This window comes from Mycobacterium paragordonae, from assembly GCF_003614435.1.
GTDB classification, from domain to species: Bacteria; Actinomycetota; Actinomycetes; order Mycobacteriales; family Mycobacteriaceae; genus Mycobacterium; species Mycobacterium paragordonae.
Genome location: NZ_CP025546.1, coordinates 3,782,579 through 3,801,453, shown reverse-complemented (window position 1 = coordinate 3,801,453; position 18,875 = coordinate 3,782,579). Strand labels below are relative to the sequence as shown.

At 69.2% G+C, this 18,875-nt stretch carries 4 protein-coding genes and 2 pseudogenes; 5 read left to right on the top strand and 1 reads right to left on the bottom strand.

All coding sequences use genetic code 11. The features are described 5' to 3' along the window. Nucleotides 1-16 precede the first annotated feature (16 nt). A pseudogene (gene lnt / locus C0J29_RS17315) lies at nucleotides 17-1,714 on the top strand (apolipoprotein N-acyltransferase); the annotation flags it as partial. A gap of 113 nt (nucleotides 1,715-1,827) precedes the next feature. After that, nucleotides 1,828-2,625: pseudogene (locus tag C0J29_RS34795) on the top strand (polyprenol monophosphomannose synthase); the annotation flags it as partial. Nucleotides 2,626-2,734: 109 nt separating this feature from the next. Here C0J29_RS34795 and rbpA read toward each other — a convergent pair. Beyond that, nucleotides 2,735-3,070 carry an RNA polymerase-binding protein RbpA gene (gene rbpA / locus C0J29_RS17305; protein ID WP_065049184.1) on the bottom strand — a complete coding sequence of 112 codons (336 nt, stop codon included), beginning with the start codon at nucleotides 3,068-3,070 and terminating at the stop codon, nucleotides 2,735-2,737. A gap of 176 nt (nucleotides 3,071-3,246) precedes the next feature. On the opposite strand from rbpA, the gene C0J29_RS33370 reads away from it, so the two are divergent. From C0J29_RS33370 to C0J29_RS17290, 3 genes are all read left to right on the top strand, one after another. Beyond that, the gene (locus C0J29_RS33370) at nucleotides 3,247-3,597 is read left to right on the top strand and encodes a hypothetical protein (protein WP_082978322.1); all 351 of its coding nucleotides are present in this window, start codon (nucleotides 3,247-3,249) and stop codon (nucleotides 3,595-3,597) included. A gap of 296 nt (nucleotides 3,598-3,893) precedes the next feature. After that, nucleotides 3,894-16,334 (top strand): type I polyketide synthase, encoded by a 12,441-nt coding sequence (locus C0J29_RS17295; protein ID WP_120793068.1) that lies wholly within the window; start codon nucleotides 3,894-3,896, stop codon nucleotides 16,332-16,334. Then, on the top strand, nucleotides 16,331-18,871 hold the full coding sequence (locus tag C0J29_RS17290) for an NAD-dependent epimerase/dehydratase family protein (RefSeq protein ID WP_120793067.1): 2,541 nt from the start codon (nucleotides 16,331-16,333) through the stop codon (nucleotides 18,869-18,871). The genes C0J29_RS17295 and C0J29_RS17290 overlap by 4 nt, the downstream gene beginning before the upstream one ends. The last annotated feature ends 4 nt before the right edge of the window (nucleotides 18,872-18,875 follow it).

Here is an 18,875-nt window from a genome sequence, read left to right as displayed (position 1 = left end):
GGCCCGGCTGCGGGGGCTGGCTCGCCGCGGGCTCGCGCGGACGCCGGCCGTCTGGGACCGGTTGCGCCCGAGGCTGGCGCGACTGGTCGGCGCGCTGGCCAGCGGCCTGCTCATGTACGCGAGCTTTCCGACGCTGAATTGCTGGTGGGCCGCCATCCTCGCCATCGCGTTGTTGAGTTGGGTGCTCAAGCATCCGGCGACTACATCGGCCGGCGGGCTGGGCTACGGCGTGCTCTTCGGAGTGGCGTTCTACCTGCCGCTGTTGCCGTGGATCAGCACGCTGGTCGGTGACGTGCCCTGGCTGGTGCTGGCCGCCGTCTGCGCGGTCTACCCGGGTTTGTTCGGCCTGTGTGCCGTGTTGGTGCGAGGCCTGCCCGGATGGCCGATCTGGTTCGCGGTGCTGTGGGGGGCCCAGGAGTGGCTCAAATCCACCTTTCCGTTCGGCGGTTTTCCCTGGGGATCGATCGCCTTCGGTCAGGCCGAGGGCCCGCTGCTGCCGTTGGTGCAGCTCGGCGGCGTTCCACTCTTGTCGTTCGCGGTGGTTCTGGTAGGTGCCAGCGTCACGGCCATCGCCCAGGAGATCGGCAAGTGGTTCGAAAGCGGAGGGACCCGGGCGACCGAAAACAAGTCGGAACCTCCCGCCGTCCTGTTGCCTGGAATCAGCATCTGCCTGGTGTTGCTGGCCGCCACCCTGGTGTGGCCGCAGGTCCGGCACGCAGGTGTCGGATCCGGCGGTGAGCCGACCGTCTCCGTCGCCGTTGTGCAGGGCAACGTGCCCCGGTTAGGCCTCGAATTCAACGCACAGCGGCGCGCGGTGCTGGACAACCACGTCAGCCAGACCCTGCGGCTGGCCGAAGACGTGCGCGCCGGTCTGGCCCCGCAACCCCGTTTCGTCGTCTGGCCGGAGAACTCATCGGACATCGATCCGTTCGTCAACCCCGACGCCGGTCAGGAGATCTCAAAGGCTGCCGATGCGATCGGAGCGCCGATCCTGATCGGCACGCTGCTGGCGAAGCCCGGCCGTCCGGACGACAACCCCGAATACACCAACACGATGATCGTCTGGAATCCCGGCACCGGGCCCGCCGACCGGCACGACAAGGCGATCGTGCAGCCGTTCGGCGAGTACCTGCCCATGCGGTGGCTGTTCCGGCATCTGTCGGGCTATGCCGACCGCGCCGGCTACTTCGTCCCGGTGCCCGGCACCGGGACCGTGCGCATCGCCGGCATCCCCGTCGGGGTCGCCACCTGCTGGGAAGTGGTCTTCGACCGCGCGGCGCGCAACTCGGTGCTCAACGGCGCGCAGTTGCTGACCGTGCCCAGCAACAACGCCACCTTCACCAAAACCATGAGCGAGCAACAGCTGGCGTTCGCCAAGGTCCGTGCCGTTGAGCATGACCGATACGTTCTGGTGGCGGGCACCACCGGGATCAGCGCAGTGATCGCGCCGGACGGGGCGGAGCTCAAGCGCACCGACTTCTTCACCCCCGACTACATCGACACCCAGGTCCGCCTCAAAACCAAGTTGACGCCGGCCACCCGGTGGGCTCCGATCCTGCAATGGGTGCTGGTCGGGACGGCTGGGGCGGTGATTCTCTTCGCGATACGGCACAATAGTTCTTCCTCCGGCTGGTTCCCACGTCCGAGGCGCCCTCGGTTGCGAAGGCGAGGGCGGTCGGAGCCGGCGGGCGAACCTGACAATTCCGATACGCCGTCAGCTGAAACGGATGACAAGGAAGTTGCGAACGAATCAGCGACGGCACACGTTGAGACTGCGAACGAAGGCCAGTCCGACGAGGGCGACCGAACGTCTATCGGGCGAAATGAAGGAGCTACATGACCACCGGCCAGTCTGGGCCCGAGGTTGCGGGCAACAGTCCCAGCCAGCGCGTCCTGGTGATCATCCCCACCTATAACGAGCTTGAGAACCTGCCTCTGATCCATCGGCGCGTCACCGACGCCTGCCCCGACGTGCACGTCCTCATCGTCGACGACAACAGTCCCGACGGCACCGGGCGGCTCGCGGACGAACTGGCGGCGGCCGATCCCAATCGGATCCATGTCCTGCACCGGACCGTCAAGAACGGCCTCGGCGCGGCATATCTGGAAGGTTTCGCCTGGGGACTGAGCCGGGGCTACGAGGTTCTGGTCGAGATGGACGCCGACGGCAGCCATGCGCCCGAGCAGCTCTACCGCCTGCTGGAGGCCGTCGACGCCGGCGCCGATCTGGCGATCGGCTCACGCTACGTGCACGGCGGCACCGTACGGAACTGGCCGTGGCGCCGCTGGGCCTTGTCCTGGACGGCGAACACGTACTCGCGCCTGGCCCTGGGCGTCGGGGTGCACGACATCACCGCCGGTTACCGGGCCTACCGCCGCGAAGTGCTCGAGACCATCGACCTGGCCAGCGTCGACTCCAAGGGCTACTGCTTCCAGATCGAGATGACCTGGCGCACCGTGAACAACGGGTTCGTCGTCGTCGAGGTGCCGATCACGTTCACCGAGCGTGAAATCGGCGTCTCGAAGATGAGCGGCTCCAACATCCGTGAGGCGCTGGTCAAGGTCGCCCAGTGGGGGATCGAGGGCCGGCGCGACCGCACCCGGTCCAGCCGGGCTCACACGTAATCCGGCGACCCGCTTCGCCCGGCTACGCCGCGCTCGCGATCGCCGGGCTCACACGTAATCCGGCGACCCGCTTCGCCCGGCTACGCCGCGCTCGCGATCGCCGGGCTCGCTAGCCCCGGCGCTTGGACCGGATCAGTTCCATGCGCTCCTTGAGTAGCTCCTCGAGCTCCTCGACCGAGCGGCGCTCCAGCAGCATGTCCCAGTGGGTACGCGGCGGCTTGACCTTCTTCGGCTCGGGCAGGTCACCTTCGATCAAGGTGCCTTCCATGCCGTTGCGGCACAGCCACGTGCCGGGAATCTCGGCGTCATCGGCGAACGGGACCTCGAACTCCTCGCCGTTCTCGGTGCGGTACCGAGCGATCTGGCGCGGCGCCAGGTCATGATTGCGGTCGGTCTCGTAGCTCACGGCTCCGAGGCGACTACCTCGTAGGACACGATCGGCCATTGGTACTGCTCCTTTGGGTCCGGCGAGCTGCTGCTGCTCCCGTGATTCTGGATCTGTCTAAGCAAACGTTAAGACCGCCTGCACAAGTTCCCGGTTCCTCGCGTTGCTGCGCGATGCGCGACGCGATTGTCCATGATACCGGGATCACAGCCCGGATCGGACTAAAGTCGTCAGGCGTGAGTCGTCGCATCCGGCCCCAGCCCTGTCGCTGGTGTGGGCGCGATGTCGCCGACGTGGGAATGGGCCGCCGCCGCCAGTACTGCCGGCAGTCGTGCCGGCAGCGGGCCTACGAACAGCGGGCGATGATTTCTCGCGGCGAAGTCGCCGCCCTGCCCACCGATGCGGTGGTGTTGTCGGCCGAGGAGGCCGCCGACCTGTCCGATCGCGTCTATCAGGTCAGATGTGCGGCCGAGGACGTCGTCACGGCGCTTGATGAAGGCGCGGCGGCGACCGAACTGCGGGAATTGTGCGACGAGTTGCTGCGCGCGGCCAGGGCCGCGGACGGCTGGCGTCGCGTGGGAGTCTGAGGCGCGCGCGGAACGCATGTCCCGCCCGGACCGGTACAGTCGCGCCATGAACGGCGGGCCGGGTGTACAAGGGAGTGCAGAAGGCTCACGGTACGCGGGGTGCCCGGCCGGTCTTCGGCTAGCTACTGGGAGTAGTCGACGTTTTTGAAATCCTGCCGGAGTTGGCGATACTCACGAGCGAGATTCTTGGGTCGGAAAGCTGCGCCAAGCAATCGCTTCGCGCAGCGACTTCTATGACTCGGCGAGAGCCGCATCCGGCGGGTCAGAGACGACCAAATTTAGGCGAGGGGTTAGTAATGAGTGATCAGCTCCAGCATGCGACTGAAGCATTGCGGAAAGCGCTGGTCCAGGTTGAACGCCTGAAGAAGACCAACCGTGCGCTGCTGGAGCGGAACAGCGAGCCGATCGCCATCGTCGGAATGTCCTGCCGGTTCCCGGGCGGCGTCGACTCCCCGGATGGCCTGTGGCAGATGGTCGCCGAGGGCCGCGACGTGATCGCCGAGTTCCCCACCGATCGCGGCTGGGACGTCGGCGAACTGTTCGACCCCGACCCCGACGCCGCGCACAAGACCTACGCCAACACCGGCGGCTTCGTCGACGGTGTCGCGGACTTCGACGCCGCCTTCTTCGGCATCGCGCCCAGCGAAGCGCTAGCCATGGATCCTCAGCACCGGATGCTGCTGGAGCTGTCCTGGGAGGCCCTGGAACGGGCCGGGATAGATCCCGGCGGGTTGCGGGGCAGCGCCACCGGCGTGTTTGCCGGCATCATCGCCCAGGGCTACGGAATGTTTGCTGAGGAGATCGAGGGCTACCGGCTCACCGGTATGACGTCCAGTGTCGCCTCCGGCCGGGTTTCCTATGTGCTGGGTCTGGAGGGGCCGGCGGTCTCGGTGGACACCGCGTGCTCGTCCTCGCTGGTGGCGCTGCACATGGCGGTGCAGTCGCTGCGGTCGGGAGAGTGCGACCTGGCGCTGGCCGGCGGTGCGACGGTCAACGCCACCCCGACGGTCTTCGTCGAGTTCAGCCGTCACCGGGGTCTGGCTCCGGACGGCCGGTGCAAGGCCTACGCGGGTGCCGCCGATGGAGTGGGGTGGTCCGAGGGCGGCGCCGTCGTTGTGGTGGAACGACTTTCGGACGCTCAGCGGTTGGGGCACCCGGTGCTGGCCGTGGTGCGTGGCACCGCGGTCAACCAGGACGGCGCCTCCAACGGGCTGACCGCGCCGAACGGTCCCTCCCAGCAGCGCGTAGTGCGCGCGGCACTGGCCAATGCCGGCTTGTCTGCGACGGACGTCGATGTGGTCGAGGGCCATGGCACCGGCACCACGCTCGGCGACCCGATCGAGGCGCAGGCGTTGTTGGCCACCTACGGACAGGGACGCACGGAGGCCGGCCGGCAGCCACTGTGGCTGGGGTCGATCAAGTCGAACATGGGGCACACCCAGGCCGCGGCCGGCGTCGCCGGCGTGATCAAGATGGTCCAGGCCATGCGCCATGAGGTGTTGCCGGCGACCCTGCACGTGGATGCGCCGTCCCCACACGTGGATTGGTCGGCGGGGGCGGTGGAGTTGTTGGCCCAGCCGCAGCCCTGGAAGACCGAGCCCGCCCGGGCCCGCCGCGCGGCGGTGTCCTCATTCGGGATCAGTGGCACCAACGCACATGTCATCATCGAGTCGGCACCGGCCGAGTCGCCTCGCCAGGCGGGGCCGCAACGCCCGGCAGTGCCGTGGACGATCTCGGCCAAATCGGCCTCGGCCTTGACGGCGCAAGCCGCCCGATTGGCCGAATACATCGGCGGGCGTGACGATCTGGACATCGCCGACGTGGCCTGGTCGCTGGCCGGCCGCACCTCGTTCGAGCATCGCGCCGTCATTGTCGGAAGCGACCGTGACAAGCTGCTGGCTGGATTGGCCGACCTGGCCCACGATGAGCCGGGGGAATACATCCGCGGCGCGGCCCAGCCGACCGGCAAGACGGTCTTCGTCTTCCCCGGCCAGGGCTCCCAGTGGGTGGGCATGGCCGTCGAATTGCTGGACACCGCACCGGTATTCGCGCAGCAGATCGAGGCGTGCGCCGAAGCTTTCGCGGAATTCGTCGACTGGTCTCTGGTCGACGTACTACGCGGCGCCCCGGGCGCCCCGGGGCTGGACCGCGTCGACGTGGTGCAACCGGTGCTGTTCGCGGTGATGGTGGCCCTGACCGAGTTGTGGCGGTCGATCGGGGTGCGCCCGGATGCGGTCATCGGTCACTCCCAGGGCGAGATCGCCGCGGCCTACGTCGCCGGCGCGCTGTCGTTGCGCGACGCCGCCAAGGTGGTCACGCTGCGGAGCAGGTTGCTCACCGGGCTGGCCGGACCCGGCGGCATGCTGTCGATCGCCTGTGGCGCCGAGCAGGCACGAGAGTTGTTGGCGCCCTTCGGTGATCGGCTCGACATCGCCGCTGTCAACGGCCCGTCGGCGGTCGTGGTGTCCGGTGACGTGGCGGCGCTCGACGAACTCGCTGCGGTCTGCGTCGACCGGGAGCTACGCGTTCGCCGAATCGACGTCGACTACGCGTCACACTCGGCGGAGGTCGAGGCGATCCGCGCCGAACTCACCGAGGTGCTGGCCGGACTCGAGCCGTCGGCGTCCCGGATCGCCTTCTTCTCCACCGTTACCGGAAGTCGCTTGGACACTGCGGATTTGGGCGCCGATTACTGGTACCGCAACATCCGCCAGACCGTGCAACTCGACCAGGCGGTACGCAGCGCCTGTGAACACGGATACCGGGTGTTCATCGAATCCAGTCCGCACCCGGCGCTGATCGCGGGCATCGAGGGCACCGCGAGCGCCTGCGACGTCGAGCCTGTCGTGGTGCCCACCCTGGGTCGGGAAGACGGGGGACTGCACCGGTTCCTGTCCTCGGCGGCCACCGCGTTCGTTGCCGGGGTCGCCGTGAACTGGCGTGGACTGCTGGACGGTGCCGGGTTCGTCGAGCTGCCGACATATGCCTTTGACAAGCGCCGGTTCTGGTTGTCCAGCGATGCCACCGGCGCCGACGCCTCGGGTCTGGGACTCACTGCCAGCGAACACCCACTGCTGCGCGCGGTGGTTGAGTTGCCCGACTCGGGCGGCGTCGTCCTGACCGGTCGGCTCTCTTCAAGTGCGCAGGGATGGTTGGCCGACCACGCCGTCTCCGGCATGGCGGTGTTCCCCGGCACGGGTTTCGTGGAATTGGCGATCCGGGCCGGTGACGAGGTCGGCTGTTCGGCGGTCGACGAGTTGACGTTGCGGTCACCGCTGGTGATCCCGGCTTCGGGATCGGTTGCGGTGCAAGTGATCGTCGGAGCGGCTGCCGACGACACCGGGCAGCGCGGCGTGTCGATCTATTCGCACGCCGACGGCGACGGCGGTTCGGTGTGGGTGTGTCATGCCGAGGGCACCTTGCGTCCCGGCGCCGTCGAGCCCGGCGCGGATCTGTCGGTCTGGCCGCCGCAGGGTGCTGTGGCGATCGACCTGGCCGGCGGCTACGAGCGGTTGGCCGAGCACGGCTACGGGTACGGTCCGGCTTTCCGCGGCTTGACCGCGTTGTGGTCTCGGGGCCAGGAGCTGTTCGCCGAGGTGACGCTGCCCGAGTCGGCGGGCGGTTCGGCGTCGTACGGGGTACATCCTGCGTTGCTCGACGCCGCCCTGCACGCCGCGGTATTGGCAAACCCGGCGGCCGAACTCGTGCTGCCGTTCTCCTGGCAGGGTGTGACCCTGCACGCCGTCGGCGCTTCGGGGGTACGGGTGCGGGTCGCGCCCGCGGGTGAATCCGCTGTCTCTGTCGAGCTGGCCGACGGCCTGGGTCTGCCGGTGCTTTCGGTGGCTGCCATGGTGGCCCGCCCGGTGAACGAAAAGCGGCTGCGCGCCGCACTTTCCGGGTCGGGACCCGACCGGCTGTTCGAACTCGTCTGGACGGCGGCGACATCCACCGGTGGCGCCGCGACTGAATCCGGTCAGATGCCCTATGAGATCTTCGAATCCGGTGTCACCGAGGAAGATCCGGTCACGGCAAGCTACGAACGTACGCACGCCGCGCTGGCCGCACTGCAGTCCTGGCTGGCCGAGCACGAGACCGGTGTGCTGGTGGTGGCGACCCGGGGCGCGATGGCGCTGCCGGGTGAGGACGTCACCGATCTGGCCGGCGCAGCCGTCTGGGGTCTGGTGCGCTCGGCGCAGACCGAGAACCCTGGCCGCCTGGTGTTGATCGATTCTGATGCGCCACTGGATGATTCGACGCTGACCGCGGCGCTGGCGATGGGTGAGCCGCAGCTGCTGTTGCGTGCCGGGCAGATCTATACCCCGCGGGTCCGCGGCAGTCGCGCGGCGGACCAGATTCTGGACCCGCCGGGTGACGGCCCGTGGCGGCTGGGTCTGAGCAGTGCGGGCACCTTCGAGAACCTGCAACTGGAGCCGGTGCCGAATGCCGGTGCGCCGCTGGAGCCCGGCTACGTCCGCGTCGCCCTGCACGCCATCGCCGCCAACTTCCGCGACATCATGATCACGCTGGGCATGTTCACCCACGAGGCGCTGCTGGGCGGCGAGGGCGCCGGCGTGGTGGTCGAGGTCGGACCCGGCGTCAGCGAGTTCGCGGTCGGCGATTCGGTCTACGGCTTCTTCCCCGACACCAGCGGCACCCTGGTCCCCGGTGACGTCCGGTTGCTGCTGCCGATGCCGTCGGACTGGTCGTACGCCGAAGCCGCTGCCATCTCAGCCGTTTTCACCACCGCCTGGTTCGCGTTCATCGACCTGGCAGCCGCCAAGCCGGGTCAGCGGGTACTGATCCACGCCGCCGCCGGCGGTGTCGGCATGGCGGCCACCCAACTGGCCCGCCACCTGGGCCTGGAGGTGTTCGGCACCGCCAGCAAGGGCAAGTGGGACACCCTGCGCGCCATGGGCTTTGACGAGGACCACATCTCGGACTCGCGCAGCCTGGACTTCGAAGAGAAGTTCCGGACTGTTACCGGTGGGGCCGGGATGGATATCGTGTTGGACTCGCTGGCCGGCGAATTCGTGGACGCCTCACTGCGTCTGGTCGCCCCCGGCGGGGTGTTCCTGGAGATGGGCAAGACCGACATCCGTGACCCCGGGGTGATCGCTCAGGAATACCCGGGCGTGCGCTACCGCGCCTTCGACCTCTTCGAGCCCGGTCGTCCGCGGATGCACCAGTACATGCTCGATCTCGCCGAACTGTTCGACGCGGGGGTGCTGCGCCCCTTGCCGGTGACGACATTCGACATCCGGCGCGCGCCGGCGGCGCTGCGCTACCTCAGCCAGGCCCGCCACGTCGGCAAGGTCGTCATGACTCTTCCGGGCCTGTGGGCCCGCGGCACGGTGTTGATCACGGGCGGCACCGGCATGGCGGGTTCGGCGTTGGCGCGCCATGTCGTGACCCAGCACGGGGTTCGCAATCTGGTGCTGCTCAGCCGGCGCGGCCCGGACGCACCCGGTGCCGCCGAGTTGGTGGCCGAACTCGAGGCCGCCGGCGCGCAGGTGCAGGTGGCGGCCTGCGATGCCTCCGATCGTCCGGCGCTGGCCAAGGTGATCGCCGACATTCCGGTCCAGCGGCCGCTGTCCGCGGTCATCCATGCCGCGGGCGTACTGGACGACACGGTGGTCACCTCGTTGACGCCCGACCGGATCGACTCGGTGCTGCGGGCCAAAGTGGACGCGGCATGGAACCTGCACGAGCTGACCCGCGACTCGAATGTGTCTGCGTTCGTGATGTTTTCGTCGATGGCCGGGCTGGTGGGCTCGTCGGGGCAGGCGAACTACTCGGCCGCCAACTGCTTCCTGGACGGGCTCGCCGCACACCGCCGGGCACACGGGCTGCCGGCGATCTCGCTGGGCTGGGGGCTGTGGGATCAGGCCAGTGCCATGACCGGCGGCCTGGACGAAGCCGACCTCGCCCGGTTGGGGCGCGAAGGTGTCCTGGCCCTGTCCTCGCACGAGGCGCTGGAACTGTTCGACACCGCGCTGATCGTGGACGAGCCGTTCCTGGCGCCGGCCCGGATCGACCTGGCTGCGCTGCGTGCCCACGCGGTAGCGGTGCCGCCGATGTTCCGGGACCTGGTCAACGCACCGACCCGGCGGCAGGTCGACGAGTCGCTGGCCGCGGCGAAGTCGAAATCGGCGCTGGCGCACCGGTTGCACGGGCTGCCGGAGGCCGAGCAGCACGCCCTGCTGCTGGATCTGGTGCGCTCCCACATCGCCACGGTGCTGGGCAACGTCGCGCCCGAGGCGATCGATCCCGACAAAGCCTTCCAGGACTTGGGATTTGACTCGCTGACCGCGGTCGAAATGCGTAACCGGCTGAAATCGGCCACCGGACTGTCGCTGTCCCCGACGTTGATCTTCGACTACCCGACCCCGAGCGGCCTGGCCACTTACATCCGCACCGAACTCGCCGGTGTGCCGCAGGAAATCACCCACAGCCCGGCCGTGCGGGTCACCGGCGAAGACCAGATCGCGATCGTCGGCATGTCGTGCCGTTACCCGGGCGGGGTGTACTCGCCGGAAGACCTGTGGGACATGGTGATTCAGGGCCGCGACGTGCTCTCGGCTTTCCCGGTCGACCGTGGCTGGGACCTGGCCGGGCTCTACAACGCCGATCCCGACGTCACGGGCACCTGCTACACCCGCACCGGCGGTTTCGTGGACGGTGTCGCCGATTTCGATCCCGCATTCTTCGGCATCGCACCCAGCGAAGCGCTGGCGATGGACCCGCAGCAACGCCTTTACCTCGAACTGTCCTGGGAGGCACTGGAACGGGCCGGCATCGAGCCGGGCTCGTTGCGGGGCAGCGCGACCGGCGTGTTCGCCGGGGTGTACACGCAGGGCTACGGCATCGGCGCCGCGCAGGCGGCGGAAGGCTTCCGGTTGACCGGGCAGTCGTCGAGTGTCGCCTCGGGCCGCGTGGCATATGTGCTCGGGCTGGAAGGGCCTGCGGTGTCGGTGGACACCGCGTGCTCGTCCTCGCTGGTGGCGCTGCACATGGCGGTGCAGTCGCTGCGGTCGGGGGAGTGCGACCTGGCGCTGGCCGGCGGGGTCACCATCAACGCGACACCCGACATCTTCATCGAGTTCAGCCGCATGCGGGGCCTGTCGGCCGACGGCCGGTGCAAGGCGTTCGCCGGCGCCGCCGATGGCACCGGATTCTCCGAGGGCGGCGGAATGCTGGTGGTGGAACGGCTTTCCGACGCGCAGCGGCTGGGCCACCCGGTACTGGCGTTGGTGCGCGGGTCGGCGATCAACCAGGACGGCGCGTCCAACGGGCTCACCGCGCCCAACGGCCCCTCCCAGCAGCGGGTGGTGCGGGCCGCGCTGGCCAGCGCGGGCCTGTCGGCGGCTGACGTAGATGCCGTCGAGGGCCACGGCACCGGCACCATGCTGGGTGATCCGATCGAGGCGCAGGCGTTGCTCGCCACCTACGGGCAGGGCCGCGACGAACCGCTGTGGCTCGGATCCATCAAGTCGAACATGGGCCACACCCAGGCCGCCGCCGGTGTCGCCGGGGTGATCAAGATGGTGCAGGCGATGCGCCACCAGGTGTTGCCGGCCACGCTGCACGTGGATGCGCCCAGCCCGCATGTGGACTGGTCGACGGGATCGGTTGCGCTGCTGACCGAGCCGCAACCGTGGCCGAACGAACCGGCCCGGGCCCGGCGGGCCGGAGTGTCGTCGTTCGGGATCAGCGGCACCAACGCGCACGTGATCATCGAATCCGGACCCGCCGCGCCTTCAGCCGAACCTGCGGGGCCGAAACCCGCAGTGCTGCCTTGGGTCATCTCCGCCAAGTCCGCACCGGCGTTGCGCGCCCAGGCAGGCCGACTTGCCGAATACCTGGGCAGGCACGCCGAACTCGCGGCCGCCGACGTCGGCTGGTCCCTGGCCGGCCGATCATTCTTCGAGCACCGCGCCGTCGTCATCGGTGCCGACCGCGACGAGTTGCTCAGCGGATTGGCGGAGCTCGCCGACGACGATCTCGGCGCCGCCATCCGCGGTGTGGCACAACCGGGCGGCAAGACCGTCTTCGTCTTCCCCGGGCAGGGTTCCCAGCTGCTGGGCATGGGCATGGGCCTGCACGCGACGTACCCGGTGTTCGCCGAGGCGTTCAACACCGTCGTCGGCGAACTGGACCGCCATCTGCTGCGGCCGTTGCGCGAGGTGATGTGGGGGCACGACGAAAGCGTGCTCAACACAACCGAATTCGCCCAGCCCGCGTTGTTCGCGGTGGAAGTCGCGTTGTTCCGGTTGCTGGAATCCTGGGGTGTGCGGCCCGACTTCGTGATGGGGCACTCCGTCGGTGAACTGTCCGCCGCGCACGTCGCCGGCGTGTTGTCGCTGGAGAACGCCGCGGTGCTGGTCGCCGCGCGCGGGCGGTTCATGCAGCGGCTGGAGGCCGGCGGCGCGATGGTCGCCGTGCAGGCCACCGAGGAAGAGGTGCGGCCGCTACTGACCGCCGAGGTCAGCATCGCCGCGGTCAACGGCCCGGCGTCGCTGGTCATTTCGGGTACTGAGGATGCGGTGCTCAAGGTGGCCGAGCAGCTGCGGGCCGAGGGCCGCCGGGTGCACCAGTTGGCCGTTTCGCATGCCTTCCATTCCCCGTTGATGGATCCGATGATCGACGAATTCGGCGCCGTGGCAGCCGGGCTGCCGATCGGGACGCCCACCATCCCGATCATCTCGAATCTGACCGGGCAACCGGCCGGCGAGGACTTCGCATCGGCCGCCTACTGGAAGCGTCACGTCCGGGAAGCGGTGCGCTTCGCCGACAGCATCCGTTACGCGCATTCTGCCGGCGCGACAAGGTTTTTGGAGGTCGGCCCGAGTGGCGGCCTGACCGCGTCGATCGAAGAGTCGCTGCCCGACGTCGCGATCACCACCAGCTCAGCGCTGCGCAAGGACCGACCCGAGCCGACCACGCTGACCAACGCGGTGGCTCAGGTCCATGTCGCGGGTGCGCCGGTCAACTGGCGGGCCGTGCTGGGCCAGGCGAATTTCGTCGAATTGCCGACGTATGCCTTTGAGCGACGCCGGTTCTGGTTGTCCGCCGGCAGCACCGCCGTCGATGCCGAGGGCCTGGGCCTGGCGGCCGGCGATCACGCCTTGCTGGGGGCGGTGGTCGATCTGCCGTCCTCGGGCGGTGTGGTGTTGACCGGCCGGCTGTCGGCCGCGACGCACGGCTGGTTGCGCGACCACTCGGTGGGCGGCGTCGCGATCTTCCCGGGTGCGGGCTTCGTGGAACTGGCCATCCGCGCCGGCGATGAAGTCGGCTGCACGACGGTCGACGAACTCACCCTCGCGGCGCCGCTGATCCTGCCCGAGTCGGGTTCGGTCGCCGTGCAGGTCGTCGTCGATGCCGCCGACGAGTCCGGCTCTCGCGGCGTATCGATCTTCTCGCGGGCCGAAAGCGGCTGGCTGCTGCACGCCGAAGGATCCGTCAGTTCCGCCCCGGCGCAACCGGTCCCGGATATGTCCACCTGGCCGCCGGCTGGGGCCGCCCAGGTCGACGTCACTGGAACCTACGAGAGGCTGGCCGAACAGGGCTACGGCTACGGCCCGGCCTTCCAGGGCCTGACCGCGATGTGGCGCCGTGGCGACGACCTGTATGCGGAGGTGAATCTGCCCGAGGTGGCGGGATTGTCGCCCACCGGGTTCGGCGTGCACCCGGTGGTCCTGGATGCCGCGCTGCACGCGATCATCGTGGGCGCCAACGACAGCGTGGAACGCAGCGACGGCGTGCTGGTGCCCTTCGCCTGGCAGGGCGTGTGCCTGCACGCGGCGGGCGCATCGGCGGTGCGGGCCCGCATCACACCGACCGGACCGTCGTCGGTGTCGGTGGAGTTGACGGACGCGCTGGGTCTTCCGGTCCTGTCGGTGGCCTCCATGGTGGCCCGCCCGGTCACCGAGCAGCAACTCAAGGCCGCCCTGTCGGGCTCGGCCGGCGACCGGCTCTTCGAGGTGAACTGGTCACCGGCACCGGCATCGGGAGCGATAAGCACTCCGCCGTACCACCTCTTCGAGTCCGAACCCGTTGCCGGCGACACCCTTTCCGGGGTGTACACCGCGACGCACCGCGCGTTGGCCGCCGTACAGGCCTGGCTGGCCGAACACGACGCGGGGGTGCTCCTGGTATCGACGCGGGGCGCAATGGCGCTGCCCGGTGAGAGCCTCACCGATCTGGCCGGCGCCGCGGTCTGGGGTCTGGTCCGTTCGGCTCAGACCGAACACCCCGGACGAATCGTGTTGGTGGACACCGATGTCCCGATCGCCGAGGATGAGGCGGCAGCGGTCCTGGCGGTCGGCGAGCCGCAGGTGTTGTTGCGCAACGGCACTCCGCACATCGCGCGGGTGCACGGCAGCCGCGCGGTGCGCGGGCTGTTGGCGCCCCCGGGCGATGTACCGTGGCGACTGGGTATGAGCAGCCCGGGAACGTTCGAAAACCTGCGCACAGAGCCCATTCCCGACGCGGACGCCCCGCTGGGTCCGCGCCAGGTGCGCATCGCGACGAGCGCCATGGCCGCCAACTTCCGCGACGTCATGATCGCCCTCGGTCTCTATCCCGATGAAGCCGCGGCCATGGGTGTCGAGGCGTCCGGAACGGTCATCGAGACCGCCTCGGATGCCGGTCTTTTCACCGCAGGGGAGCGGGTCACCGGGTTGTTCCCGGAAGGCACCGGCGCGGTGGCGACCACCGACGAACGGTTGCTGATCAAGATCCCGGCCGGGTGGTCGGACACCGACGCCGCCACCGCGCCGGTCGTTTTCGCCACCGCGTACTACGCGCTGAAGGTGCTTGCGGATGTGCGGCCCGGGCAGCGGCTGCTGGTGCACGCGGCTGCCGGAGGCGTGGGTATGGCAGCCGTCCAGCTGGCCCGGCACTGGGGCGTCGAGGTCTTCGCCACCGCCAGCAAGGGCAAATGGGACACCCTGCGTGCCATGGGCTTTGATGAGGCCCACATCGGCGACTCACGCAGCCTGGACTTCGAGGACTCCTTCCGCGCCGCCACCGGTGGACGCGGAGTGGATGTGGTGCTGGACTCGCTGGCCGGTGACTTCGTCGACGCCTCTCTGCGATTGGTGGCCCCGGGTGGAGTGTTCCTCGAGATGGGCAAGACCGACATCCGCGACGCCGCCGAGATCGCCGAACAAGGCGTGCGCTACCGCGCTTTCGACCTGTTCGAAGCCGGGCCCGACCACATCCAGCGGATGCTGGCCGAGCTGGCCGAACTCTTCGACGCCGGTGTGCTGAAGCCGTTGCCGGCCACGGTGTTCGATGTGCGCCGGGCGCCCGCGGCGCTGCGCTACCTCGGCCAGGCCCGCCACGTCGGCAAGGTCGTCATGGCCGTGGACTCCGTGGACTCCGGCCTGGGCGGCGGCACGGTGCTAGTCACCGGCGGCACCGGCATGGCCGGCTCGGCACTGGCCCGGCATCTCGTGCACCGGCACCAGGTGCGTCGGCTGGTGTTGGTGAGTCGTCGCGGTCCGGACGCGCCCGGCGCCGACGAGCTGACAGCCGAACTCGAGGCCGCCGGTGCGGCTGTGCGGGCGGTTGCCTGCGACGCGGCCGACCGGACAGCCCTGGCCAGGGTGATCGCCGATATCCCGGCGCAGCACCCGTTGTCGGCGGTGATCCACGCCGCGGGAACGCTGGACGACGCGGTGGTGACGTCATTGACGCCGGAACGCGTCGACGCGGCGCTGCGCGCCAAGGTGGATGCGGCGTGGAACCTGCACGAGTTGACCAGCGACCTGAAATTGTCGGCGTTCGTGATGTTTTCGTCGATCGCCGGGCTGGCCGGTGCTTCAGGACAGGCCAACTACGCGGCGGGCAACTCGTTCCTGGACGCGCTGGCACTGCACCGGCAGCAGCGCGGGCTGCCCGCGGTCTCGCTCGGATGGGGCCTCTGGGATCAGGCCAGCAGCATGACCGGCGCGTTGGGCGCGGCCGATCTCGCCCGGTTCGCCCGCGACGGGATCGTGGCGATGGGGTCGGAGGAAGCACTCGAATTGCTCGACACCGCTTTGCTTGTCGACGAGCCGTTCCTGCTCCCGGCCCACATCGACCTGGTGGCGCTGCGCGCCAAATTCGACGCCGGAACGTTGCCGCCGATGTTCGTCGACCTGATCAACGCGCCCGCGCGCCGTCAGGTGGACGACTCACTGGCCGCCGCCAAGTCCAAGTCGGCACTGCTGCAGCGGCTGGAAGGCCTCGACGAGGAGGAACAGCACGCCGTCCTGCTGGACCTGGTCCGGTCGCACATCGCCACGGTGCTGGGCAACACCACGCCCGAGGCGATCGACCCCGATCGGGCGTTCCAGGAGCTGGGCTTCGACTCGCTGACCGCGGTCGAGATGCGCAACAGGCTCAAAGCCGCAACCGGCCTTGGGTTGTCGCCGACGCTGATCTTCGATTACCCGAACTCGGCGGCGCTGGCCGGCTACTTCCACCAGGAACTGCTCGGCGCGGCGCACCAGGATGCGCAACCGGCGGCGGCCCCCGGCGAAGAGGAGTTGCGGCGCGTCGTGGCATCCATCCCGGTCAAGCGGCTGCGCCAGGCCGGCGTTCTGGATCTGTTGCTGGCGCTGGCCAATGAGAGCGACGGCGACCGCAACGGCGCTGCCGCAGCCCCGCAGGACGAGTCGACCGGCAAGGACCTCGCGGATATGGACCTCGACGACCTGGTCAACGCCGCCTTCATGGACGACGACGAGTGAGAGTCACCGTCACCGGCGCCGGCGGTGTGCTCGGCCGCGGCCTGGTTGCCCGACTGCTCAGCGAGGGTCACGAGGTCACCGGTATCGCCCGTCGGCGCCCCGAGAGTTGGCCCAGCGCTGCCCGTTTCGTCACCGCGGACATCCGGGACGCCGACGCGGTCCGCCGCGCGGTCAGCGGCGCGACTGTCGTCGCGCACTGCGTTGCGGCGCGCGGCAGCGACGATATCCAGGGAGCCGCCAACCTGCTGGCGGCAATGGCCGAGAACGGCAGCGGGCGCATCGTTTTCACCTCCTGCGCACAGATCTACGGCGCTGGATCGCGCCCGGCTACCGAAGACGGCCCGCTGAACCCGACGAGTTCCGTTGGGCGGCACACGGTTCGGGTGGAGCGGATGCTGGCAGACTCCGGTTTCGAGTGGGTGGCGATCCGCCTCCCGCTTGTTGTGGGTCGCGGTGTCGACAATCGACTGCGCGCGATCGCGGCATCACCGGTGCTGTTCACCGGGTCCGCCGACGGCCGCATCCAAGTCGTGCACACCGACGACGCGCTGCGCCTGCTGAACCGTGCGGTCCTGCAGGACGAAATCATCAGTGGCGCGGTAAATCTCGCGGCACCCGGGGCGCCCACGGTGCGACAGGTCGCGGCGGCGCTGCGTCGCCCGATCGTCCCGATCGGCCCCAAGTGTGCGCTTCCGCTGATGGACACCACCCGATTGCGCGACGAGTGGCATCTCGAACCGGCCTGGACCGCCGAAGAATGCCTGCAAGACTTCTCGCTTGCCGTGCGCGGCCGGGTCGCACTGGCCAACCGCGTCCTAGCACTGCCCTGGCGGCTGGCCCCTGTCCAGGATCTGCCCGCGGTCGACACCCCGGCCGACGACGGCGTCGAGCCGAAACTGGCTGGGCCGGAAGCCGAAAACGGTGAGTTCGACACGCCGATCGATCCGCGCTTCCCCACTTTCCTGGCCACCAACTTGTCCGAGGCGCTGCCCGGCCCCTTCTCGCCGTCGTCGGCCTCGGTAACCGTGCGGGGCCTGCGCGCCGGCGGGGTCGGCATCGCCGAGCGGCTACGACCCGGCGGTGTGGTGCAGAAGGAAATCGCGATGCGCACCGTCGCGGTGTTCGCTCACCGGCTTTACGGCGCTATCACCTCAGCGCACTTCATGGCTGAAACGGTGCCGTTCGCCAAACCCGCGACCATTGTCAGCAACAGCGGGTTCTTCGGTCCCAGCATGGCGTCGCTCCCGATCTTCGGCGAAGAACGCCCGCCGTCCGAAACCAACCCCGTCCGCAGGCGCCTGCGCACCATCCGCAACATCGGCGTGTTCGGCGTGAATCTGGTCGGGCTGAGCGCGGGATCCCCGCTGGACACCGGCGATTACCGCGGCGACGTCGAACGGCTCGAGCAACTCGTCGGCGACGACGTCACCCGCCTGGACGACCGTCGCCTGTTGAGTCTGATCCTGCTGGCCCGCGACCACGTGGTGCACGGCTGGTTGCTGGCGTCGGGATCGTTCATGCTGTGCGCGGCCTTCAACGTCTTGCTGCGCGGGCTCTGTGGGCGCGAGACCGCCCCGTCGGCCGGACCGGAACTGGTCAGCGCCCGATCGGTGGAAGCCATGCAGCGACTGGCGCTGGCGGCCCGCCGTGATCCGACCGTGCTGCGGGTGCTCGCCGAGCCTGGCGAGCGCCTGGACAAGCTCGCCGTGGAGGCGCCGGAGTTTCATCGCGCGGTGCTCGGCGAACTGGCACTGATGGGCCACCGCGGCCCGGCCGAGGTGGAGATGCTCTCGACCAGCTACGCCGACGATCCCGAGTTGCTGATCCGCATGGTCACCAAGGCGTTGAGCGCCCCGTCGGCCCCGGAGCCGCGTCATGCACCGATTCCGTTGCGCGCCAAGCTGGTTGCGTTGTTGGCGGCGCGGCAGCTGCGTGATCGGGAGGTGCGGCGCGACCGGATGGTGCGGGCGATCTGGGTGTTGCGCGGACTGCTGCGCGAGTATGGTCGCCGGTTGACCGAATCGGGGGTGTTCCAAGCTGCCGACGACGTGTTCTACCTGTTGGTCGACGAACTCGACGCGTTGCCCGCCAACCTTTCCGACCTGATTGCCCGGCGCCGCGCCGAGCAGCGCCGGCTGGTGGCCGTCGTCCCGCCGACCGTGTTCAGCGGCCAGTGGGAGCCCACTACATCGGCGCCGGTGGTCCTGGGCGGCGGGGACACCCTGCGCGGGGTCGGCGTGTGCGGCGGGCGGGTGCGTGGCCGGGTGCGGATCGTGCGTCCCGAGACCATCGACGACCTGCTACCCGGCGAAATTCTGGTGGCCGAGGTTACCGACGTCGGATACACGGCCGCGTTCTGTTACGCCGCCGCGGTGGTCACCGAACTCGGCGGACCGATGTCGCATGCCGCGGTGGTCGCCCGCGAGTTCGGCTTCCCGTGTGTGGTCGACGTCCAGGGCGCCACCCGGTCACTGCCGCAAGGTGCGTTGGTCGAAGTGGACGGCGCCACCGGCGAAATACGGCTGCTGGAGCCCTGACCGC